Source organism: Rhodococcus sp. USK13 (genome assembly GCF_018343855.1).
GTDB classification, from domain to species: Bacteria; Actinomycetota; Actinomycetes; order Mycobacteriales; family Mycobacteriaceae; genus Rhodococcus_F; species Rhodococcus_F oxybenzonivorans.
The window spans coordinates 49,837-71,819 of the sequence record NZ_CP069241.1; the positions used below are offsets into that span (position 1 = coordinate 49,837).

Here is a 21,983-nt window from a genome sequence, read left to right on the forward strand (position 1 = left end):
TCAGATGTGTACGGCGACGGGGGCGAATAGCCCCGCGTCCATCAGGCGTGGGTTCTTGATGATCGGACGGAATCCCATGTGCGGAAGAATGTCCCGATCGATGTTGATGCCGGGTGCGATCTCGGCGAGCTCGAGGCCGTCCCGGGTAAGGGCGAAGACGGCGCGTTCGGTGACGTACACCGCCTCGCGCCCCTCACGGACGGCGAGAGCGCCGGAGTAGGTGACCTGATCGACGCGGTCGACGAACTTCGGCACCGAGCCCTCGCGCCGGATCACCAGTCCTCCCCCGACGATCTCGACATCGAGGCCGCGGGCGGTGAACGTTCCGCAGAACACGGCGCGCGGCGAGTTCTGGGAAATGTCGATGAACCCGCCCGGTCCGACGATGCCACCGCCGATCTTGCTGACGTTGACAGCACCGGTGGTGTCGACTTCGGCCATACCCAGGCAGCTGACGTCGAGCATTCCACCCGAGAACAGGTCGAACTGGGTGGTCGACGAGTGCACGACCTTCGGTCCGCGCGCCGCGCCGAACAGATCACCGGAGACTGGGATGCCATCGATGAGCCCCTGCTCGATGGCAAGTGTGACGTCATCCAAGCGATTCTGTTCCGCGAGCGCATCCACGACCAGCGCGGAAACCCCGAAACCGACGTTCAGGACGTCGCCGTCCCGGACCTCGGCGGCGGCCCGCCGGGCGATCAGCATGCGGATCGGGTCGTGGTTCGTGGCGCCGAAACCCGAGCTCGCCGCATCGCCGGAGAGTTCCGGGTCGAATTCGCCAGCATACGTCTGCCATTGGGCCGGCGCGTGGACGACATCGTCCACCAGAACGGCTGGGATGTGCACGAGCCGCGGATCGATCGGCCGGTCCAGCAGGTTCTTCACCTGCACGATGACCCGCCCGCCACTCGCCTTCGCAGCCTGTGCGACGGCCAGCGCGTCGAGCTGGGCCGCCTCGCCCGAGCACGTGACGTTCCCGGACGGGTCGATGGAATCACCGCGGACGATGGCCACGTCGACGGGAAAGGGCTTGTAACGCAGGTACTCACGGCCGTCCAGCGTGAGGAGTTCGACGAGGTTTTCCGTGGCGGACGGCGTGAACTTGCCGCCGCCGTGCCGCGGGTCGACGAATGTGTCGAGACCAGTCGCGGTGATGAGGCCCGGCCGGCGCGCGCCGATCTCCCGCAGCAGCTGGCTGATCGCCCCGCCCGGCCACGCGTACGCCTCGATCTCGTCGTTGCGGACGAGGTCGATCATCGTCGGTGACCACGTCCAGTGCCCGCCGATGACCCGTTTGACCATGCCCTTGTGCGCGAGGTGGTTGGTTCCGCGGCTCACTCGGTCCCCGATACCGAGGGCGTGCACGATTGTCAGTTCACTCGGCGATCCGGTCGAGAGGAAGCACCTTTCCAGTGCTTTCAGGACGGTGTCCGGTTCGAGGATCCCGCCGCCCGAACCAGTCAGTGCGATCGTCGATCCTGGCGCGATGTCGCTCACGGCTCGTGTCGCGGTGGTCAGTGTCCAGCGCCTCGAGGCGGCACCCGTTCCGGGCTGTGTCATATCCGCTCCTGTAAATGCTTACATGATGCCGATCGGCCCATGAATGGTGTGGACCTCGGCAATTGCCACAGTATATTGTGAGCTGCACAACATCAAGAAAACGATTACAGGAGTTCTCATGGCCTCGATCCTGCTGCCTGATCGTCACGGATCGCTCACGACTCTCACGTTGAGCGCACCGGCACGGCTGAACACCCGGTCCACCCCACCGACCAGCAGGGCGGTGTATGCGGCCGCGCATGTGGTCGCCGATCCGCTGCGGGCATCGGCGGAGAATGCCGCGGACCAGATCGATTGGGACACGACCCTGCAACTGCGCCGCGACCTGTGGTCGCTGGGCCTCGGGGTGGCCGAGTCGATGGACACCGCCCAGCGCGGCATGGGACTGGACTGGGCCGCGGCGAAGGAACTCGCCGTCCGCACGCTGACCGACGCGAGGGCGGTCGACGGGAAGGTCGTCGTCGGGATCGCCACCGATCAACTGAAGACCGACACCCCCTCGCTCGGCGAAATCCGCGACGCCTACCTCGAACAGGTAGAGGCCATCGAATCCGTGGGCGGCGAGGTGGTGCTGATGGCGAGTCGGCACCTCGCCCACGCCGCCACCGGGCCCGACGACTACCTCGCCGTGTACGACGCGGTGCTGTCGGCGGCCACCCGCCCGGTGGTCCTGCATTGGCTCGGTTCGGTGTTCGATCCCGCCCTCGACGGCTACTGGGGATCGGCGGATCCGGGCGCGGCCATGGACACCGTGCTGGCGATCATCACCACGCACCACGAGCGCGTGCGCGGCATCAAGGTCTCGCTGCTCGACCCGGCACTCGAGATCGCCCTGCGCAACCGGATGCCCGACGGGGTGCGGGTGTTCACCGGCGACGACTACAACTACGTCGGCCTGATCGCCGGCGACGGCACCCACACCAGCGACGCCCTCCTCGGTGCGTTCGCCGCGCTCGGCCCGTTCGCCTCCGCCGCCTTCGCGCGGTTGGACGACGGTGACGAGCAGGGCTTCCGGAACATTCTCGGCCCCACCGAAACCCTGAGCCGGCTGCTGTTCACCGCCCCCACGCAGTACTACAAGGTCGGCGTTGCCTGGTTGGCGTATCTGAACGGCAAGCAGGAACACTTCCGGATGATCGGCGGCTTCGAAACCGGCCGCAGCCTCCCTCATCTGGCCGAACTGGTCCGCGCAGCCGACGCGATCGGCCTGTTCACCGATCCCGACCTCACCGCCGCCCGCGCCGCCGCCTACTTCGCCGTGCACGGAATCCGCTGACATGGACCTCGCACAGTGCAGTCTCAACTCCGTCACCGTCAAGGGGGCCGGCTTCACCGAGGTCACCGGTCTTGCCGAGGAGTGGGGATTCGGCGGCGTCGGCCTGTGGCGGGACCTCCTCGACGGCGTGGACCTGGCGGACGCGTCGGCCCGGCTCCGACGGTCGGGTTTGCGCGTCACCAGCGTCTGCCGGGGCGGAATGTTCCCGCAGCCGACCGCTCGGCTGCGACGAGAGGCCTTGGCCGACAACCGGGTGGCGGTCGATCAGGCACACGCCCTCGGCGCCGACTGCCTCGTGCTGGTCTGCGGCGCCGCCCCCGGCGACCTCCCCGGCGCACGGCGGCAGGTCCACGACGGCATCACCGAACTCGAGCCGTACGCCCGGGCTGCGGGAGTGCGACTCGCGGTCGAGCCGATGCACCCGATGATGGCGTCGAGCCGGTCGGTGATCACCTCACTGAGCGAGGCCAACGACCTGGTCGAGGCGATAGGATCCGACCTGGTCGGCATCGCGCTCGACTCGTATCACGTGTGGTGGGATGCGGCTTTGCCGCAGCAGATCGCCCGGGCAGGCGACCGCCTGTTCTCAGTGCAACTCGCCGACTGGGTCACCCCGATCCACGGCGAACTCAGTAGCCGCGGCATGCCCGGCGAAGGATGCATCGATATGACCGGATTCGTCGCCGACTGCAGAAATTCCGGCTACTCCGGGCTCGTGGAGGTCGAGGTCCTCAGTGACCGCTGGTGGGCCGCGGACCCGAAGGAGGCGGTTCACGCCGCGGCGAAAGGTCTTGCCGCCGTTCGCAATCCGGCTTAACTGGGGGCGGGCCCCGTCGACTCGCGAATGACGACGTCGGCGGGGATCAGCGGCGGAGACGTGGTGGTCTCGTTGTTCAGGGCCGCGCGCATCAGCGACCACGCCTGGTTGCCCAGGTCGATCTTCGGGCTGACCACCGTGGTCAGGCGCGGTGCCAGGTGGCGCGCCATGTCGATGTCATCGAAGCCGGTGACCGAAATGTCTTCGGGGACGCGGAGTCCGCGCTCCCGCAGTTTCGAGATGACGCCCAGCGCGGTCAGGTCGTTGAAGCAAACGAGGGCTGTCGGCTGGTGCGTGAGTGCTTCTTCCACCACGTCGTAGCCACCCTCAATGGTGCCGTCCGACGGGACCGCCGTCGCCTCGATTCCCAGTACCTTCGCCATTTCGATGGCTCGCCACCGTTCGCGGTTCTGCCAGGCCAGATCCGAGCCCTTCACGTAGACGATTCGCCGATGGCCGAGCTGCGCGAGGTGCCCACACAGCTGCATCATGGAGGTGAAGTTGTCGACGGCGACCATGGGGAGATCGACTTCCAGTTCCACCCGATTGACGAGCAGGACGGGAGTCGACTGCTTGGCGAGTTCCTTCAGGCCGCTCGTCGGAATCCTCGACGAAAGCAGCACGAGGCCGTCCACCTGGCCGAGCAGGTCGAGTGCGGTGGCGAGTTCGTCGGCCGCGTCGCCGGAGTAGTCGGCGACGAGCATCCGATATCCGTCGGCTTTGGCGCCGTGGTGCATCTGCTTGACGACGTCGAAGAAGTACGCATTCGCTAAGTCCGGCAGAATCACGCCCATGTTCCTCAGCGACCCGAGGACGAGTCCGCGTGCAGCCGTGCTGGGCCGGTAGGACAGCTCGTCGGCGACCTTGTGGACCCGAGCCGCGAGATCCGGGGTCACCGCCGGGCTGCCGCTCATAACACGGGAGACGGTGGCGATCGAGACACCAGCCGCCTTCGCTACGGTATTGATCGTGACCCGACGGCTCGCGGGCACACGGGTCTGATCAACCATCGCTGCCTCTATATCTCTCGTCACCATTGCTACCGTTTACCACCTCGATCAGTGGAAACGCTTACAGCGTATCGCGAAGATCGCCCACGATCACGCCGACGCGGGCTCCTTGCACAACAACGCGCGCGTTCCGAGCAGTTTCCGCGGCGTCAGTAACACCTTGACGTGCTTGCTGCCGTTCGATTCGAGTTGCTCGACCGCGCGTCCGAACTCGTCCAGCGGGAACGTCGCGGTATGCAGCGGTGACGCGTCCACCTTCCCGGACTCGAGCAGTTCGGCCGCCTCGACGAAGTCCTGCCGGACGTAATTTCGGCAGGCCACGACGGAAAGTTCGCGAGCATAGAGCGCGCTGTAGTCCAGGGTCAGTTCGTGCCCGGGTTTCGCGGACGCGATCGCCACGTTGCGGCCGCCGGGTGCGAGCACCCGCAGCGCCAGCCGAGACGATTCCTCGGTGCACACCGTGTCGTAGACCAGGTCGACCGAGTCCGTCCGCTCCCGGAGCCAGCCCTCGAGCGCGTCCCCCGAGTCGGTCGTGAAGTCGCTCACCCCGCACGCCAGGGCAGGCTGCGCACGCTCGGTGTAGCGATCGACACCGAACACCCGGACGCCGCGACTCCGGGCCACCAGCGTGGTCGCGAGACCAATCGCACCGGTCCCGATGACCAGCGCGGTGTCCCCCTCCGCCGCGCCGCCGCGCCGGACCACATGAACACCAACGGCGAGCGGTTCCACGAGCGCCCCGAAACGGTCCAGCACCGAGTCGCTCACGGGCACGCACTGCGCCTCGGGAACGATGAACTTCTCGCTGAAGCACCCGCGGGGGTCGGACAATCCGAACACCCGGATGCTCGGGCAGTTGTTGATCCTGCCGTCGCGGCAGGCGCGGCACCGGCCGCACCCCGTGGTCGGGTAGACCATCACCGGCTGACCGACCGTGAGACTCGTGCCCGGACCCACCCGTGACACCCGCCCGGCGCATTCGTGGCCCAACACCGTCGGATACGCGGCGACGGCGTTCCGGCCACGCAGATGCGACAGGTCGCCGCCGCAGATCCCGGCCGAGTCGAGAGCGACGAGCACCTCCCCCTCGCCGGGTACCGCGACGTCCCCGTGGTCGAGGCGATACTCATTTGGACCGTCGACCCGAATACTCAAGACTGACATGCACTTTCCTTTTCCTCGGAGAGAGTGCTCGTGATCGGCATCGTTCCGGCTGTGGCGGACCGGTAGGCGGCGTCGATCACCGACTGCACGGGCAAACCGGACCGGGCCTCGGACAGCGGCGTCGCCCCCGCCGCCCAACTGGCGAACACGTCCTCGTACAGCGACCGGAACCACGCCGTCATCGGCAGCGGGTCGGGTCCGGACGCGTCGACAGACCCGTCGACGAGCGTGCGCACACCCTCGTCGATCCGCACGAGCGAATCACCCGTCAGCCGAAGCTGTCCCGCGTCGCCGAAGAGGTGGATCGTCTCGGCGCCGCCCGGCCAGGCCGCAGTGCTCGCCGTCACGGACGCCGCGTGGGTGCCGTGGTCGATCAGCAGGTGGATCGTGTCCTCGGCCTCGAGCCGGCCTCGACTGGTGGAAGCCGTCGCCACGACACTGCGCGCGGGGCCGGTCAGAGACAGGTAGAGGTCGAGGGTGTGGATGGCCTGGGTGATCAGCACTCCGCCGCCGTCGCGGTCCCAGGTGCCGCGTCCGGCCTCGGCGTAGTAGAAGTCGGGACGCCACAGCGGGACGGTGACGGTCGCCGAGCGGAGCGCTCCGATCGCACCGTCCGAGAGCAGTTGCCGGGCGCTATGCGCCGCCGCCTTGTAGCGGTGTTGCAGCGTGACCGCGGCCCGCACGCCGGATCGCTCGGCGACGTCGACGATCGCCTGCGCTTCGTGCAACGTGGCCGCCAGCGGTTTGTCGATCACCAGGTCCAGGCCGCGCTCGGCCAGTACCGACGCGACGGCCAGGTGACTGGACGGCGGCGTGACCACCACCGCCGTGTCCGCGTCCAGGGCGGACGCGGCATCGAGGCTCGGGAGTATCTGTGCCTCCGGTGCCAGCCGGCGTGCGGCCGCCGCCCTCGCCTCGTCGCGCGTCACCACACCGACCACGTCGGCGCCGACAGCCCGGATGGCTGTGAAGTGCGCGGCGCTCGCGAGGCCGGCACCGACCACCACGACGCGACGGGTCACGATGCGGCCTCCGCGGATATGCGCGAACCCACGCTCCGGCCGAGGGTCTCGGGAAGCAGGGCGATGCCGATCAGCCCCACCACACTCAAGCCCATGAGGTAGCTCGCGACGAGCCAGGGCGTTCCGCCCGCGACGGCGACGAGGGCGGTGGCGACCAGCGGGATCGTGCCGCCGACCACGGCGGCCGGGATCTCCCGGGAGATCGCGATGCCGCTCCACCGGATCTTGGTGGGGAACAGTTCGGAGAGCAGCGCACCACCCGGACCGGACGTCGTGCCCTGGACGAGGCAGATGCCGAGGATCAGCGCCAGTCCGACGATCCACGGCGACCGGGTGTCGAGCATCATGAACATCGGAAACGGAAACACGATGCCGAAGATCGCCCCGGACAACAGGACCGGCTTGCGACCGATCTTGTCGGCCAGGCGACCGAACCCGATGATCACGGGGATGGCACAGAACTCGGCGACAATCAATCCGATCAGGGCCTGAGTTGAATCAACACCGAGCGTTTTGGTCACGAACGAGAGCGCGAAGACCTGCATGACGTAGGCCCATGGAATCACGAAACTGAACAGGGCGAGTCCGCACAGGATCTGTCGCCAGTGATTGCGGACCGCGTCGACCAGCGGCGCGCGGTCCACCTCACCGTGCTGCGCGGCCTCCTCGAAGACCGCCGTCTCGTTCACCTTCAGCCGCAGATAACCGGCCACGACAACGATGACGGCGCTGGCCAGGAACGGTATACGCCAGCCCCAGGACAGGAAGAGGTCGTCGGGCATCAGCGTCAGCAACGCGAAAATCAGCGTGGCGCCGCCGGTTCCGACGTAGATCGCGGCCCCCGGATACGCGCTGGAGAGGGCTCGCCGGGAGCTGTCCGTGGATTCGGTGACCATCGTGATCGCCCCGGCGAACTCGGCGCCCGCGCCCGCACCCTGGAACAAGCGAAGGACGATCAGGAGAATCGGCGCCCAGATACCGATCGAGTCCGCGGTGGGCAGCGCACCGATCAGCGTCGTCGAGGCGCCCATCACGAGCAGAGTCATGAGGAGCATCGGCTTGCGACCGAGCCGGTCGCCGAAGTGCGCGAAGACCAGTCCCCCGATCGGGCGGGCGCCGAGCCCGACGGCGAACGTCCCGAAGGCGGCCATCGTGCCGGCGAGGGACCCCGCCCCGGGGAAATAGAGGGGTCCGAAGACGAGGGCGGCCGCGAGACCGTAGAGCGTGAAGTCGTACCACTCGATCACGGTTCCCGCCGCGCTCGCCTTGATCACCCGGCGGCGTTGCTGCCCCGCCGACCCGTACGGCATCGCGGTCGACCGCTCATTGCCGAGTTCGGTCATGCCCATCGAGAACTCCCGACTGTGAAAAAGAAACTGCCGGAACCCGACTACTATGACCCACGTCACCGAATTTGTAAACGCTTTCTCAACGGGTCTGTACTTCTCCGTATTGGCAGTTCAGAGGTACACCACGGCGAAAGAAGCGCTTATTTGTCCTGGGTGCCGCTTTATTCAGGATCAGTCCTGGCCGAGATTAGCTGGATGCTAGCGCTTGGGTCAGCATTGGCTACCCGCCCGCCGAACGCCGCTTCGCCGCCTGACGGAGCCGAGCCCTAGACGGCCCTCCCTATGCCAAGCCGAACCTGTGGCGGTTGTAGAAGTGGAAGTTGGTGAGTCCGGGAGGTGACTGGTCCGAAGTGCCGCTGTGCGGAGTGTCAGCCGGCCGCGCAGGACGATAGAGCCGTCCCGGAGCGCCGCCAGACCTGTCGCCGAGTCGCGGAGAAGCTGCCGATAGACGAGGCCCGAGAGGCGCCTCTTCAAGCAGCGCAACGCTTCCCTGTGACTCTTTCCGGCAGCGCCGTTGATAAGTACGCGTGGCCGGGTGCGTCTCGACCGAAGTCGCACAGTCCTACATTCTCGACCTCGACGGCCTCATCCCGTTCGATTCATTTGCAGTCAGCCAATGTGATGCGCGCCTCCGAGATATGGCGACTCTCAATCGTCGGCGAGGGCGGCACGCACAGTCATGGCGATGTCTGCCAATCGAGGTTCGGGAAGTCGGCTACTGGGACCGGCAACACCGATCGCAGCGTTCGAGCCGATGGAGACTGCCACGCAGGCGACTCCGAGGTGGAACTGTTCGAGGTCGAGCGCGTAACCGTCCCGGCGCGCGTCGGAAATGCGGGCCTCGTTGTCGGACCACCGCGCGAACTCGGCCGTAGAGAGCCGTGCTGCCAGGTCCGGATCGGCGGCCAGGAGAGCGTGCCCGATTGCGGTGCCCAGAAGTGGCTCACGTTCCCCGGGGCTGACGGTCAGGCGCAGAGGTTCGCCCGACTGGACAGCCTCGACGCACAGATACTCCTCCCCGGACACGAAGGCGAGATAACTCGTCTCACCCGTCTGCTGGGTGACGCGCTCGAGGATAGGGCGCATCCGCAGCCGAAGGGCCTGTTCGGCCTCGACCGCGGGGCGCACCAGCCGGGCAAGTCGGCTGGTCAACCGGTACGGGGTCCCCTTACCTGCCTGCTCGACGTAGCCGAGCGCCTCCAGGGAGGCCAAGAGGTTGTGCGCCGTACTGCGATTGAGCCCTGCAGCATCGGCGAGCTCGCTCAGGCGGGCGCCATCGCCACCCGCGGCCACACCTTCCAGCAACTCGAACGCACGCTGCACCGACTGGATCACCCGACCCGACCCTTCACGCTGTTCCACAATATTGAACTATAGCACATTTATCTCGCCTCTAATTTGACAATAGTGCAGATGAGCCAACATCATGTTCACATCATCAAATTTTCGGGCACAATTTCGGCACCTGATTCACCAAGGAGGAATCGTGAGTGATGTTGCGCGAGCAGAGCGGGCAATCGCGGCGGTGGCCAAGTCGGCCGCCACGCAGGGTTTCGCGGTGGCAATCACCGTGGTCGACACCGCGGGTGTGCTGGTGGCGTTCCACCGCATGGACGGATCCGTGGTGGGCCCTGTCGACGTGTCGCAGAAGAAGGCACGCACCGCAGCGCTGTTCGGGATGGACAGCACCGACTTCGGACAGGTCGCACAACCGGGTGGGGCGATCTACTCGATCGAGCACACGAACGGCGGCCTGATCAGCTTCGGCGGCGGCGTGGTCCTGCGAGACGCGGACACCCTCGTCGGCGCGATAGGTGTCGCCGGCGCCACCACCGAAGCGGACGAGAGTCTTGCTCGCGCAGGCGCGCAGGCGTACTGATCCGCACGAGCCCGCGTGGGGACCCCGCGCCCACACGCGGCAACCCACAGGGCTCACACACACCCACGGTTACGAGGAACTCCCCATGATCCGTCTGATCTCTCTGACACTCGCCGCGTTCGCTATCGGCATCAGCGAGTTCGTGCTGGTCGGCCTGCTGCCCACCATCGCCGCCGACACCGGCATCTCACTGGGCACGGCCGGACTGCTCGTCACCAGCTACGCCCTCGCCATCACCCTGCTCTCCCCAGTGCTGACAAGTCTGCTCAGCCGCTACAACTCCCGCTGGATGCTCGTCGCTCTCATGATCGCCTTCACCATCGGCAACATCCTCGTCGCCACCGCCGGAGGCTTCACCGGTCTGCTCATCGGACGTATCGTCGCCGGTGCCGCCCACGGCACCGTCTTCGCGCTCGGCGCCCCGGCCGCCGCCGCGATCGTGCCGCACGACAAGGCTGCCCGCGCCATCTCCCTGATGTTCCTCGGGCTCACCGTCGCGATGGTCATCGGAGTCCCCCTCGGCACGATCATCGGCTCCGCCCTCGGCTGGCGAACCACCTTCCTCCTCGTCGCCGCCCTCGGCGCAATCGCTGCCCTTGCGATCGCGATCCTGCTCCCTCCCACCCGCGCCGGCGAAAGCATCTCCATCCGCAAGCAACTCACCCTCCTCACTGACCGCCCCCTCGCGCTCACCTATGTCGTCACCGGCCTCGGCTTCGGCGCCACCTTCGCCGTATTCACCTACCTCGAACCCTTACTCGGCGAGCACGCCGGCTACACCGTCACCGGGATCACCCTCACCCTGTTCCTCTTCGGCGCCGCCACCGTCCTCGGTAACCTCACCGGTGGCGCCCTCTCCGACCGGATCGGCACCACACCGGTCATCCGCATCGCGCTCACCGGGTTGGCCGCAAGTTTCATCGCGATCCTGCTCATCTCGACCCACCCCACCGGGCTCGCAGTCACCGTCTTCGCCTGGGGCGTCTTCGCCTTCCTCATCTCCCCCGCCGTGCAGACGCACTCCGTCGCCCTCGCCGCGCACCGCGGTGAGGGCGCCCAGAAAGCCGCCAGCGGACTCAACATCGCCGCGTTCAATGCCGGCATCGCCCTCGCCTCCTGGACCGGCGGCATTCTCGTCGAAACCACCGGCGTCACCACCACCCCCTGGGCAGCGATCGCCTTCGTCCTCATCGCCCTCGCCGCCAGCACCGGAATCACCCGCACCACACCCGTCACAGCGCAAATCCCCACCACCGAGCAGCCGTCACCAACCCGCCGATGACCCGAGCAGCGGGATGCGCCCGTCTCCGGACACATCGGCCCCACCCGCGCCCCTCGTCGTGCACTCACCACACCAGCGGGTTCACTCACCGGCCCCCGACGCCGATGCGACATCTCCTACCCCATGCTGAAAACACAACCCCAACCCCGGTAACCGCAGCCGCTGGGCGAAACGCATACAGACACAACCCGATGCCAGACCCATCACCCGCGCGACCGCACTCAGAGAGCAGACTAGCTGTTCGGCATTCCTCGGCGGAATTACGCACTTCTGGAATCGCTCGGCGTAATTTGAGGGATCAGTCAGTTGCTGCAGAAGAGTGGGACTGCACCCGAACACAGCATCCCCTTCTCCGCGTCAGTAAGGAAATGACAGGTTGGCCGCCTCGGTAAACCCCCAAATCGACAAGCTCCGCACCGGCACAACAGCTCTACAGGCGATAACGACTGAGGCGACACAACGCGCCGCGTACTTTAAGGACGCTGGCGTGTCCCCCTTGAGTAGGTCCGGGTCGTTCTAGAGCCCTGATTGCCCTGGTGAGGGCGAAGAAGGGACGATAGGGATCAGGCGGGACGCAAACGTCACTCGGCGGAGGACATCGTTCGCAAGCTGCGACGAGCCGACGAGTTGGCCGCGGAAGGCAAGAACGGCGAAGAGATCGCCGCCGCACTCGAGGTGTCGGCGGCCACGCTGTACAACTGGCGTCGCCAGTACTCCGGTATGAACGCCGACGCCGCGAAGGAACTCACAGAGCTACGGGAGCAGAATCCGGTCCAGTTCCCGCGCCGAGTCACGCTCCTGGGTGCGGTCGTCGTACGCGGCGGCCGGGCGGTAGCCGGCGGGCTTCGATGCGGGCGTGCTGCTGGTGCCGGCCTCCGGATCCAATCGGGTCGGAGGCGCGTCCGGGCTCACGTTGTACGTCACCAAATCCCCTCCCACTGCGTCGAACACACCCCAGATACGACGAAGTGTGGCAGGCATTGATGTCCCAATTGACGGCCTGCCACGCTCGAACCCAACCCGAGGGCGGGTCTACCGCGGGAGCAGCATTCCGGTGACCAAACCAGTAACTCGCTCCCACGCGCACCGTCAGCGTTACCGACGACGGCACGAGCATACCGAAATTCTATGGACCAGTGTGGAGCTCGGTGGGAGGGGCCGGACGTCGGTATCGGGAGCTAGCGGGGAGTTTCCACTGGGTGGCCGCATATAGGTCTCCGGCGCGCTACCTCGGTGCTGACGTTGCTCGGCGGTCGACCCCGTGTTGCGACTTCAGAAAGGTGGCTGATCGTTGCTCGTGTCTCCCGCGTCGCCTGGATCGTTGTCGTCAGGGGTTTGCGGCCCCTCGTCCAAGAGCGCGGTCAGCCAGGCATTTGTGACCGACATTGTTCTGCTGTTCGGCTCTGCTGCTTCGGGGAGTTTACCCACTTTCACGACGACCGGCACCTGTGCGGACACGCCTGCGACAACGCAGGTTCCTGTCGGCAGGATCGGGAGGGATTCGAACGACACCGTGTCGAGGTACGCCACGGCTTTCTAAACTGCGCGGATGTCGAGGTTGTTTACGAGTCTGTGCAGGAAGTAGTTGTGCAGCTGGGAGATGATGGTCTCGGAGATGTCATGAGGCCGTTGGCTGGCGATGGTGAGAAACACGCCAAATTTGCGGCCCTCCTTCACAATCTCTTCGAAGGTTTCGAGCCGGTAGTCGCGCCACGCTTCACTTTCTCGGCTCGACTGGGTCGAGAGAATGTTGTGCGCTTCGTCGATGATGAGGTTGAGGTACCGGTCTCCGCGCGGGTCGGTTTCTTTCTTCAGGTCGTACAGTTGTTTGCAGAGAACCATGGGGATGACCTTGCGCATCGACAGGTTCACATCACGTAGGGATACGACGGTGAGCGGGTGCGCCGCAAGAGCGTCATCTGAGACAGTGATCAGCTTCTTGATGCTGGGCACGCGCTCGTTCATCCGCTTGATGAGTGGGCCGAGGTGTTCACGGTTTGCGTGTCCGCTAATGATGTCGCGGTAGTACTGCATGACGATCTTGAATCGCACGAGGTCGACGTCGCTGATTGAGGTGAAGTCGAGGTCCAGTGTTGTGATCATGGGGGTCAGGAACTCGTCCCACCCGTCGGCATTAGCCCACCGGCCGCTAGTTGACCAGAAGAAGCTACCGTACTTCGAATGGAACCGCAGGTTTGTTCGGAAGTCCTCGATGACCTCGTCGAACTCCGGGGTTGATGCCGGACCCAAGCAGTCGCGAATTTCTTCGAGGAAGTTGAAGCTAAGTTGCCGATCGATTGTCGCGTCGCTGATTTTCGTTGCTCGGCAGACGAGGTTGGCAATGACGCCGAGCAGCGACGAGCTGTCGGGCAGGAGGTTGTCCCAGTACTCGCTCGTAAGTACACGGTTGATGAAAGGTGCCTGGGTTCGTTCCGTTGCGTCCAGTAGGACCGTCCAGAAGAGGGAGTCGTGGACGGCTTTCCGGGGGAGTGGGAGTTTGTCGCCGGAATCGGTTCGCGTCGATAAGACATAGGACTGCTTGATCGGAGCGGCGGCAATCACTTCCGTCGCGTGCGCTCCCGGCTCGTCGTCACGGTCCACGTACTCCCCGTTGAAGTCGATGAGTAGGAACTGGGCCCGATCGGCGAACCCTGGTGCTGTGGCGAACTTCTTGAAGAGCTCATGGTAGAGCTTCGCGAGGGTGTAGGACTTGCCGCTTCCGGTGTTTCCGAAAACCCCGATGTGGCTGGCGAAGACAGCATCAACTCCGATGGCCACTTCCTGAGTCGGCTCCATCGCGAGAACACCGATGGGAAGGGTTGCTGCGCCGGGTGCGACGAACTGGTGGATTGATTGGAATTCGGTCTGAGTAAGGATGAAGCACTCGTTGTCGAGGAGGGGCAACTCTCGGATGCCGCGCTGAAACCTTCCGTCTTCCAGAAATCCGATCAGGCTGACGTCGAGTGTCCTCGTGAAGCTGTCGACGGCCCGCCGGTAGCCCGGGGAAGCGTTTCGGTCTTCCTGGATGTACTCGCCGTCGACCTTGGCGATCATCTCTACGAAGCCTTTTGTGATTTTCAGGTAACTGCCGACTGCGACGTTGCGAACAATGCCACCGCGGTAGAGCAGGTGTGCCCCATTCTTCAGCCTGTCCACCACTACCCGGACCCGGCGGCCCTCGACTAGGACCACACGACCGACGCGGAAGACCGCGTCGTCTTGGAGCAGCGATTCGTCGATCACGTGTCCTCGCCATCGTCAGTCTTAAAAATGAGTTCGATCTGTCCGTCCGGTCGGCGCTGCGGCTCTGGGATCAGCGGCGCGAGGTACCTCTCGACTACGGTGTCCAGGTCGAAGACAATGGGCGGGTCACTGTCGACGTCCGGTGGCGTTATGTAGGTGAAGTTTCCGTTGGGTACGTCGAGTTCGGGGATGAGCGTTTCGTAGGAGACCCGATCGGATGCGGTGTAGCAGAATACGAGGACCTGCAGTGTGGGGTTGGTCCGCGCTGCCCGCACTATCAGCTTGCGCAGGTGCTCGTCGCGAAACGAAAAGCCATGGACGATGAGTGCGCTGTTTTCCTTCTCGAGCTCGTTCGCGAACCGTCGGATCAGCTCGTAGTAGGTCTCGGTGAGCACCGTGGTGGCGAACTTCTGTTTCTCGGGGTTCACGATCACGAGGCGGTCATACGCTTCTGAAAACGCCGAGTGCTTCGCCGATAGCGTCAGGCCGTCAGCGTGCTGCAGAAGAGTTGCTGCGTCGACGTCCCCCCGCGCGACAATTGGGATTAGTTCCGGGCGGAGCGCCTCGAGCGCATCGCGGGTCGCCGCAACGCCGGTGAGCGACCGATCGAACGCGATGTCGGACGTGGTCGTGGGGTCGTCGAGCAACTCCCATCCGATCGATCCGTGCAGTTTGTAAAGGTCGAACGTAGGTATCTCGGAGAGATGCTCGTATCTGACTCCTGAGCGATACCGCAACGAGCTCAGCGATCCCATATCGAATGTCGGCCGGATCTTGCCAGTGAATCCATCGTTGAACTCGACGCCGAGCCTCTCAAACGAGACTTCGAAGACCAGGTCGATATTGGTCGTGAAGAGGTTGACCTTCTTGCTGAGCAGTGTGCTACGCCGACGGAGGAGGATCCGGTTCAGCGTCTGCCCCAAAATGGCGTAGGACCTCAGGACCTCACTCGCCTTGCCTGTTGGGACTGGGGCGAGCAGAGCGAAGTTCGGCATGATGACGTTGTCGAAGAAGTACGCCCGGATCGACGCGCGCACAATCTTTTTCGCCTCGTCGTCAGCATCAATCTCGTTGAGCGTTGTCAGCGCGTTTTCGATGTCCCCGAGCATGCCAAAGAATGCGCTTGGAGTGCCTGCACCGATCAGAAAGTTGAGATGCGAGTCCTGAACTATGGTCCGCAATCGATCTAGTGGGAGACTGCCAGGCTGTTCCGTCGATGCTGAAGCGGTGGTGATCCGTACTCCCGTCACCGTTTCGCTCCCCGACGAGCGCCTGCGCTTCGCAGTTGCGGAAGGGCCCTGCGGCCTGCCTCATCGCTGAAGGGGCAATGTGCCCTCGCGGATTCGGGTGTCAACTCAGCGGTCGACGGTGCTGCGATCATGGCTAATACATAGCAGACGGACCGGGTCGGCTACTCGCGGGAAACCGTATGTGCGTCAATTGCTGGTCGTATTAGTCCATATGAATGACAAGCCACCGGGTGGGGGACGCGATCGGCCGAAACACCGGCCGATCGCCGTAGCCGTCGCTGACAAGCAAGTCGCCTTGCGCCGGCAGCGGGCCACGGACCCGCCTACCGTTCCGGACAGGGGTATCTCCTGCCGCTGGCGCGTCCTGAGGACTATGCGCAGTCACATGCGATCGCTCTCGGATGCCGGGGCTCTGTCCGCGGGGTTAGGACTGTCAAGTTCGCCCCACGTTCGTTCTAGCTGTCCACCCGCGGTGCGTTCCCGGCGTTCGATGTGCTCCGGCCCCCGGTCCACCGCAACGGTGCGGTACAGGTCGTATCGGGAGACGGCCAGCGATTCCTCGCTGACCTCGCGGGCATTGACTTCGCTGACGGACATGCCGTGCAGCGGTGTCCCGTCGGGCAGCCGCGTGTCGGTGAACAGTCGGTCGACGGCGGAGAGCGGAAGCCACCGCCCACCCATCCGCGTCGCCGGGTCTGCGTCGGACGTAGTCAGTGCGGCGGTCAGGCCCTGCTGCCACCGGTGCACGACCCGGGCGGTAGCAATCTCTTGGGAGGCTTCGACGTCGGCGACGTGAATTGTGTAGTGCTCCCGCTCGAGGCGAGTGACCAGCTCGGTTGCCCATGGTTTCCAGGCCATGGTGCCGTCGATGATCACGTTCTCCCCCACCGACAACGACTCCGTGAGGGCACGCTCGAGCAGAAGGTTCGATTCGATGTGCACCAGCGCGGACAGCTCGTTCGGATAGAACCGGCTTGGCTGCCCCGGCTGTGCCCGAAGCTCCTCGGGCAGCAGCTGCTGCACGGAGCCGTCCTCTACGGCCGCCTGAAGGAGGCGGAGTTTGAACTCGTCCGCATCCAGATGCCGCCACCCCTGCGCGCGGCCTCCCACCATATGGGCTGGGGCGGTGGACTTCCCGGCACCAGGCGGGCCGGCCATGAGAATCAAAACCCGGTCGCGGCGGACCTGGGTGCGCGAGGCTCGCCAGTCCGCGAGGATCCGCTCATGCAGCCGCAACCGTGCCCCGGTGGGGACAGGGTCACCCTTGATCCGGCGGAAATAGCGGCGGTCGTTGATCGTGGCGTGCGGGGCGTCGATCGTCAGCGGGCCGCCCGGGATGGACAGCGAGGCGAGGAAGGCACGGCGATCCTCGAATTCGGGAGGTGGCACAGGTCAGTCGGCCAGTGCGTCGAGGATCAGGTCGTAGTCCTCATCGGTGAGGAACCCATGGGTGAGCGCGCGGCCGATCTGGTGGTTGAAGCCGCCCTCTGTCTGGGGGCGGACGTCGTCCACGTCGGGGTAGGCGGTGGGCGCCGTCGGCTTGTCGTACTCCCAGCCGATCAGCTCGGCGCGCATCGTCTCCGGATCGATCTCGCCGGCCGCACACCGCGCGGCCACCTCGTAGGCGGTGCCGCCGTGAGTGCCCGGACGCACATCCGGCGCCTCGACGCGGGCCCGCTGGAGCATCTGGCTGATCGCGGGCTGGCTGACCCCGTTGACCTCCGCCAACCGTGTCTGTGTGACCCCACCCTCGTACAGTTGCCGCAGGTTACGCAGGAAACCGATATGCGCGACCACCTCACGTGCCCGGTTCTCGGCCATGCTCGAGAACAGCCGGTCCCGGTCCATCATGATCGTCATAACCCACACCTCCTCTATAAGTAATCTTATACCCGCAGTTCCAGGCCGTAAAGGCCGCCACACCCGCCTCGCAGACGCCCTGCGACTCGTGGGCGGCCGGCCCTCGCTCGTCGCCCGGAAGGAATCAGGTCGGATCCCACGGCAATGATTCGAGACCGCTGAGCTCATCGAGCACCTGATCGACGGCGGTGATGGGGATCCGGAAGTCTGCGCCCTCCGATGCCCGGAGGCGGTCCCGTACGTAGGTGAGCATGACGAGTTCACGCTCGAGGTCGGCTGCGGTGCGGTCGCTCACGAACCCATCCTGCCCCAGCTGGTAGCGATCAGTATCGTGCCGCCTCGTTGGCGTCGAGAAGAACGCCGGCAGCACGGCATTTGTGGGCCACCACTGCGCTTCGAGGGGCATGCTGTCACCGCAGCTCAGATGCCCCATCCTGCGAACCAGTCCTCGACCGGACGGATCACCGGTCGTTCGGCCGGCCGGGTGTCTGCGGCCCGTACTGTGTGCCCATGTCCGCCTGCCCCGGCAACCTCACCACCGACGCCGTGCTGCCGTGCCTGGCCACCGACGATGACGCCTCAGCGGCTCCCCACATCCTCGCGGCGGCGGCCCGTACCGGAACGGACATCGAACTGCGGATTCATACCTCCCTCACCCCGTTCGATGTCGCCGCCGAGCAGTGGTTCCCCGCTGCGGTCGGGTTCGTTGTCACGGTCATCGTGCACACCCTCGACGCGGCGACCGGCGGACTGCGGTATCTGCCGCCCGCCGAACCCGCCGAGTGGGCGCGGGCGATCTTCTCCACCGCCGGCGCCGCGCACGGCTACTTCCTCGGCGCCGTCGACCCGAACACCGGCACCCATCGGCGCGGGCAGCTCGCCTACCGGCTCTACCTCGACACCGACCCTCAGGTGATACCCGTGCCGCGGCAGCTGATCACCTGCCCGCACTACCTCCTACCTGGCCTCGACGGCAGAGCCGAGATCACCATTCCCACCACGGCCTGACCCCACCGCAGAATCCAGATACCGCGGAGCCGATCCAACTCGACCGCACAAAGTCGGCTCGATTCCATCGGGACAGCCTGCGAACGAAGACCTTCCGGATCACCGACCGCAATACCAGTTGTCGTGCGGCCACCCTTTCGACCCGGGCGACGACGTCCCAAGCCGCACACCCCTCCCCACCCCCGGCGGCCACACCTCGGGTCAGGTCACATCCTCGGTGGGAGCGGAGGCGGCATTGTCCTTGATCGACGCAATCCCGTTCTGGGCCGCCGCCTTCGAGGTGTAGCCCTCGCTGGCCGCGATGATCTCCCCCGTTGGCTGCCTTCAGGTGAAACCGGAACTTGCCGGCCCGCGTCCGTGAAAAGCTCGAACTTCGCAGTCATCGCCCCTCCCCGGCGTGAGCCCACGCCGGTCGCGGACACTGCCCCCTCACGGTAGGCCCACCAAACCCTCATCGGCGGCGGAACCGCCTTGACGGCGACGCGCGTGACCCCTTCCGGGGACATGCCATCTTCGCAGGTCAGTCGATGTGTTCGGCCTCGGCCCTTACCGTGTCCGGGCAGAAAGCACCGCAGTGGGAGATTGGGCCACCCCATCAACAAGATCGAAAAATGTGTGATGGTGTGGATCACAATCCCTGGACTTCCCCACCGCGGCTCACGAAGATCACTCATGCGCCGCTCGTCACTACGTGCAGGTTGACCGTGTAGCGCCCCTGTCAGCTGATATCCCTCGTTGGCGGGGGCTGCGCTTGACTGTCCCCCAACACAACCCACACCGCCACCGGCTGCCACCGATGTCCCCGGCCCCCGACTGCCCGCCGACAGTGTCACTCACGAGACGGTCGCCGCCGCCCGCGACCGGGGCCCGCCCACTCGGCGCTCGACCGACCAGCCGACACCCACTCCTCCGGCAGTGTCAGGGTGCACCCAGCTCGGCAACCCGATACCCCAGGACCAGCGACGAACTCCCCGTCGCCCTCCTGGACTACGTACCGTCAGGAGGCGGATCAGTTCAACACCTGGTCAGTCCTGCCACCACGGGGAGAACCCTGCAGCCCGGTCGCCCCTCGGGGGCGCGGCCCCCATGTGGTTCTTCCACCGGCCAGGGTCGGTCTACCCGGCGAATCCTGACGTGCTCGGATCGGCAGTGAGGTCGTCGGTGTCGGCGAAGACCAGGCGACCGTCGTCGAGGGCGACAGCCCACCGATGCACCGAAGCCCAGGCATGCCCGCGCTCGCCCTCGAGCGCGGACTCGACCACCAGCTTGGTCAACTTCGCCAGCAACCCACCGTCTCCGGTGAGCTGCAAACCCTCGGCCCGCGCCTGATCCACCAGCTCCTGCAGCCGCGCGTCGCTGACACCCACACGTGCCGAGTTCGACTCGGCCTCACGATCAATCACATCAGTCATAATGGTGCATCTCCTTTCAGAGTTACACCGTTGTTCTTACAGTCCCCGCGTTACGGGTGTACCGGTTTTCCGGCCGCGGCTCCCCAGATCAACGCGGCCAGCTCGTCGGGAACCGCCTCGCCGTCACCGAGTGGAACGCGGAGCTCGGTGCGGGCTTTGTCCGCCGGGACCTTCAGCTGCCAGCCGGGCCTTCCACGGCACCCGCGGCCCCTAGATGTTCGCGCCGGCGAGAAAATCGGCCGAACAAAATGCGCTCTGGGCCGCACTGCGATCGCACCTCACCGGCACCGATCATCCTGCGACCGAACCACATTGGCCGCCAACTTCACACACGCCACAACCCGCTGCCGAACCCGACCCGCATCCCCCGGTCACCGCACCCACCGCCACCACAGGTATGGGGCTGACACCACTGGCCACCATTGCGGGACTGACCGACACCAAGAAGCGCAAGGCACTCTCCAACCCGGTCGCCTGGCTGACCAGCCTCGCCCACAACGAACAACTCCCGATACCGCACTGGGACTACCACACCGACGGACTCGCCCACGCACACCCCGATTCACCGCCACCGCCCACCTCGCCGGCCGAACCACCACCGCCACCGCCGGGACCAAAACCGCCGAACGCGTCCTCGCTGTCACCGCCTGGAAAACAGTTCGCGCATCAACTCCCCGACCACCACAGCATCGGTGGCCTACCATCCGGCCATAAAGATGACCGCAATGCTCGCGACCACCGTGGTGCTGATCGGCGTCACCATGACCCGGTTGCGGTGCAGGAACGGACGCGTCCGACGACACCACCGCAGCGGAGGTAAACGGCTACCGAGTCGACACCCCCGGCGCAGAAACTCTCGTCCTGCACGGCCACACCCACAGGGAGCTTCGGGCTCACCCGCGTCGAAGTTGCCGACACCCGGGTCACCTGGCACACCAACAGTCCCGTCCCAGAAAACGGCGTCGTAGCGTTCATTGTGCGCGGCGGCTCCACTATGCGCGGCCTCAAATTCCTCGACGGCGCAGTGATAGCGAATCACACCTTCGCCGTCGCCTCAGCCCAACAGCAAGAAAGTTCCGAAGCGCCGACGGTCATCGGTACGCAATACGAGGTCGTCATGCCGCTCGGTTACACAATCGGCGGCGACTGGACAGCAGACCTCGAAATCCGCACCGTCGACGAGTTGGTGCGCCACGGCGCGGTCGATCGCGGCCGCGCCAGTCACTCCCACAGGCATAGAGTCGACTGGTACGTGCATCCCCACATAGATGAGTCCGATACCTGCGATGGCGATAAGTGCACCTATGGCGTCCTATCTGTAGCGTTGTTAATATGGCGAAAATTCAGACGACGACCATTATCGACGATATTGATGGGCGCGAGATCGACGCCGACGAGGCGCGCACCGTGTCCTGGACGTGGATGGGAGTCGACTACGAACTCGACGTCTCACCCACCAACCTGACGAAAATCGAAGAAGGAAAGATCACCGTCGCCAAGCTCCTCGCCGCATCCACACGAGTGGGCGGCCGCCGACGTACCCACTCAGCCGCCACCAGCAAAAGAACTCCCGATAGCGCCTCGAGGAGTGCTCAGATCCGCGAGTGGGCTCTAACCAACGGTTTCGACGTTTCCACGCGAGGGCGCATCCCAGCCCACGTCGTCGAAGCATTCACATCTATTAGCTGAATCAGTCAGTGCAAAAACATTTTTCACACCCCCAGGGACGCACCATGTCCAGAATGCTCGACGGGGACAGCCTTCCATCTGGCATATCCCACATGCTGTAAACCGGCCGGGCTCCTGGTCATCAGGGTTGACCGCAACGGTCAAAATACTCACGCTGCC

Annotated in this window: 21 protein-coding genes and 3 pseudogenes; 8 read left to right on the top strand and 16 right to left on the bottom strand. The window is 65.3% G+C overall.

Translation table 11 applies throughout. The features are described from left to right. A complete protein-coding gene (locus tag JQT59_RS00210) occupies positions 1 to 1,563 on the bottom strand; it encodes a CoA-transferase (RefSeq protein ID WP_213571007.1) in 1,563 nt (520 codons plus the stop codon). 118 nt (positions 1,564 to 1,681) lie between these two features. Between JQT59_RS00210 and JQT59_RS00215 the strand changes: the two genes are divergently transcribed. Continuing rightward, entirely contained in the window at positions 1,682 to 2,839 is a 1,158-nt protein-coding gene (locus tag JQT59_RS00215) for a dihydrodipicolinate synthase family protein (RefSeq protein ID WP_213571009.1), read from the top strand. Position 2,840: 1 nt separating this feature from the next. Beyond that, positions 2,841 to 3,656 carry a sugar phosphate isomerase/epimerase family protein gene (locus tag JQT59_RS00220; protein WP_213571011.1) on the top strand — a complete coding sequence of 272 codons (816 nt, stop codon included), beginning with the start codon at positions 2,841 to 2,843 and terminating at the stop codon, positions 3,654 to 3,656. On the opposite strand, the gene JQT59_RS00225 is transcribed toward JQT59_RS00220, so the two are convergent. The 5 genes from JQT59_RS00225 to JQT59_RS00245 form a co-directional block, all read right to left on the bottom strand. After that, positions 3,653 to 4,666: a LacI family DNA-binding transcriptional regulator gene (locus JQT59_RS00225; RefSeq protein WP_213571013.1), complete on the bottom strand. Its 1,014-nt coding sequence runs from the start codon at positions 4,664 to 4,666 to the stop codon at positions 3,653 to 3,655. The genes JQT59_RS00220 and JQT59_RS00225 overlap by 4 nt on opposite strands. 90 nt (positions 4,667 to 4,756) lie before the next feature. After that, the gene (locus JQT59_RS00230) at positions 4,757 to 5,821 is read right to left on the bottom strand and encodes an alcohol dehydrogenase catalytic domain-containing protein (protein ID WP_213571534.1); all 1,065 of its coding nucleotides are present in this window, start codon (positions 5,819 to 5,821) and stop codon (positions 4,757 to 4,759) included. Then, a complete protein-coding gene (locus JQT59_RS00235; RefSeq protein ID WP_213571015.1) occupies positions 5,818 to 6,852 on the bottom strand; it encodes a Gfo/Idh/MocA family protein in 1,035 nt (344 codons plus the stop codon). The genes JQT59_RS00230 and JQT59_RS00235 overlap by 4 nt, the downstream gene beginning before the upstream one ends. Continuing rightward, entirely contained in the window at positions 6,849 to 8,201 is a 1,353-nt protein-coding gene (locus JQT59_RS00240) for an MFS transporter (protein ID WP_213571017.1), read from the bottom strand. The genes JQT59_RS00235 and JQT59_RS00240 overlap by 4 nt, the downstream gene beginning before the upstream one ends. A 648-nt stretch (positions 8,202 to 8,849) precedes the next feature. Continuing rightward, positions 8,850 to 9,563, bottom strand: coding sequence for an IclR family transcriptional regulator (locus tag JQT59_RS00245; protein WP_213571019.1), 714 nt, complete (start codon positions 9,561 to 9,563; stop codon positions 8,850 to 8,852). Positions 9,564 to 9,687: 124 nt separating this feature from the next. Between JQT59_RS00245 and JQT59_RS00250 the strand changes: the two genes are divergently transcribed. The 3 genes and pseudogenes from JQT59_RS00250 to JQT59_RS36505 all read left to right on the top strand — a co-directional run. Further along, a complete protein-coding gene (locus JQT59_RS00250; RefSeq protein ID WP_249353559.1) occupies positions 9,688 to 10,080 on the top strand; it encodes a GlcG/HbpS family heme-binding protein in 393 nt (130 codons plus the stop codon). Between the two features lie 85 nt (positions 10,081 to 10,165). Further along, entirely contained in the window at positions 10,166 to 11,362 is a 1,197-nt protein-coding gene (locus JQT59_RS00255) for an MFS transporter (protein WP_213571023.1), read from the top strand. 627 nt (positions 11,363 to 11,989) lie between these two features. Further along, a pseudogene (locus tag JQT59_RS36505) lies at positions 11,990 to 12,070 on the top strand (hypothetical protein); the annotation flags it as partial. Between the two features lie 45 nt (positions 12,071 to 12,115). Here the strand turns inward: JQT59_RS36505 and JQT59_RS36510 are convergent. From JQT59_RS36510 to JQT59_RS00290, 7 genes are all read right to left on the bottom strand, one after another. Beyond that, entirely contained in the window at positions 12,116 to 12,343 is a 228-nt protein-coding gene (locus JQT59_RS36510; protein ID WP_249353668.1) for a hypothetical protein, read from the bottom strand. A gap of 291 nt (positions 12,344 to 12,634) precedes the next feature. Continuing rightward, the gene (locus tag JQT59_RS00265; RefSeq protein WP_213571025.1) at positions 12,635 to 12,892 is read right to left on the bottom strand and encodes a hypothetical protein; all 258 of its coding nucleotides are present in this window, start codon (positions 12,890 to 12,892) and stop codon (positions 12,635 to 12,637) included. A gap of 6 nt (positions 12,893 to 12,898) precedes the next feature. Then, positions 12,899 to 14,605 (bottom strand): ATP-binding protein, encoded by a 1,707-nt coding sequence (locus JQT59_RS00270; protein WP_213571027.1) that lies wholly within the window; start codon positions 14,603 to 14,605, stop codon positions 12,899 to 12,901. Then, a complete protein-coding gene (locus tag JQT59_RS00275) occupies positions 14,602 to 15,714 on the bottom strand; it encodes an SIR2 family protein (protein WP_213571029.1) in 1,113 nt (370 codons plus the stop codon). Before JQT59_RS00275 ends, JQT59_RS00270 begins: the two co-directional genes overlap by 4 nt. 522 nt (positions 15,715 to 16,236) lie before the next feature. Continuing rightward, positions 16,237 to 17,244, bottom strand: coding sequence for a zeta toxin family protein (locus JQT59_RS00280; protein WP_213571031.1), 1,008 nt, complete (start codon positions 17,242 to 17,244; stop codon positions 16,237 to 16,239). Positions 17,245 to 17,247: 3 nt separating this feature from the next. Continuing rightward, on the bottom strand, positions 17,248 to 17,715 hold the full coding sequence (locus JQT59_RS00285) for a hypothetical protein (RefSeq protein WP_213571033.1): 468 nt from the start codon (positions 17,713 to 17,715) through the stop codon (positions 17,248 to 17,250). A gap of 124 nt (positions 17,716 to 17,839) precedes the next feature. After that, positions 17,840 to 18,010, bottom strand: a complete 171-nt coding sequence (locus JQT59_RS00290; protein WP_213571035.1) for a hypothetical protein — start codon at positions 18,008 to 18,010, stop codon at positions 17,840 to 17,842. 215 nt (positions 18,011 to 18,225) lie between these two features. On the opposite strand from JQT59_RS00290, the gene JQT59_RS00295 reads away from it, so the two are divergent. Continuing rightward, positions 18,226 to 18,723 carry an N-formylglutamate amidohydrolase gene (locus tag JQT59_RS00295; protein WP_213571036.1) on the top strand — a complete coding sequence of 166 codons (498 nt, stop codon included), beginning with the start codon at positions 18,226 to 18,228 and terminating at the stop codon, positions 18,721 to 18,723. Between the two features lie 201 nt (positions 18,724 to 18,924). Here the strand turns inward: JQT59_RS00295 and JQT59_RS00300 are convergent. From JQT59_RS00300 to JQT59_RS38150, 3 genes and pseudogenes are all read right to left on the bottom strand, one after another. Then, positions 18,925 to 19,106: pseudogene (locus tag JQT59_RS00300) on the bottom strand (YegP family protein). A 732-nt stretch (positions 19,107 to 19,838) separates the two neighbouring features. Continuing rightward, complete coding sequence (locus JQT59_RS00305) at positions 19,839 to 20,135, bottom strand: hypothetical protein (protein ID WP_249353560.1); 297 nt, start codon at positions 20,133 to 20,135, stop codon at positions 19,839 to 19,841. A gap of 53 nt (positions 20,136 to 20,188) precedes the next feature. Beyond that, positions 20,189 to 20,353 (bottom strand): annotated as a pseudogene (locus tag JQT59_RS38150) (CYTH and CHAD domain-containing protein); the annotation flags it as partial. A 179-nt stretch (positions 20,354 to 20,532) separates the two neighbouring features. Here JQT59_RS38150 and JQT59_RS00310 point away from each other — a divergent pair. Then, complete coding sequence (locus JQT59_RS00310) at positions 20,533 to 20,955, top strand: hypothetical protein (protein ID WP_213571039.1); 423 nt, start codon at positions 20,533 to 20,535, stop codon at positions 20,953 to 20,955. A 512-nt stretch (positions 20,956 to 21,467) separates the two neighbouring features. After that, the gene (locus JQT59_RS00315; protein ID WP_213571041.1) at positions 21,468 to 21,824 is read left to right on the top strand and encodes a histone-like nucleoid-structuring protein Lsr2; all 357 of its coding nucleotides are present in this window, start codon (positions 21,468 to 21,470) and stop codon (positions 21,822 to 21,824) included. Positions 21,825 to 21,983: the final 159 nt, after the last annotated feature.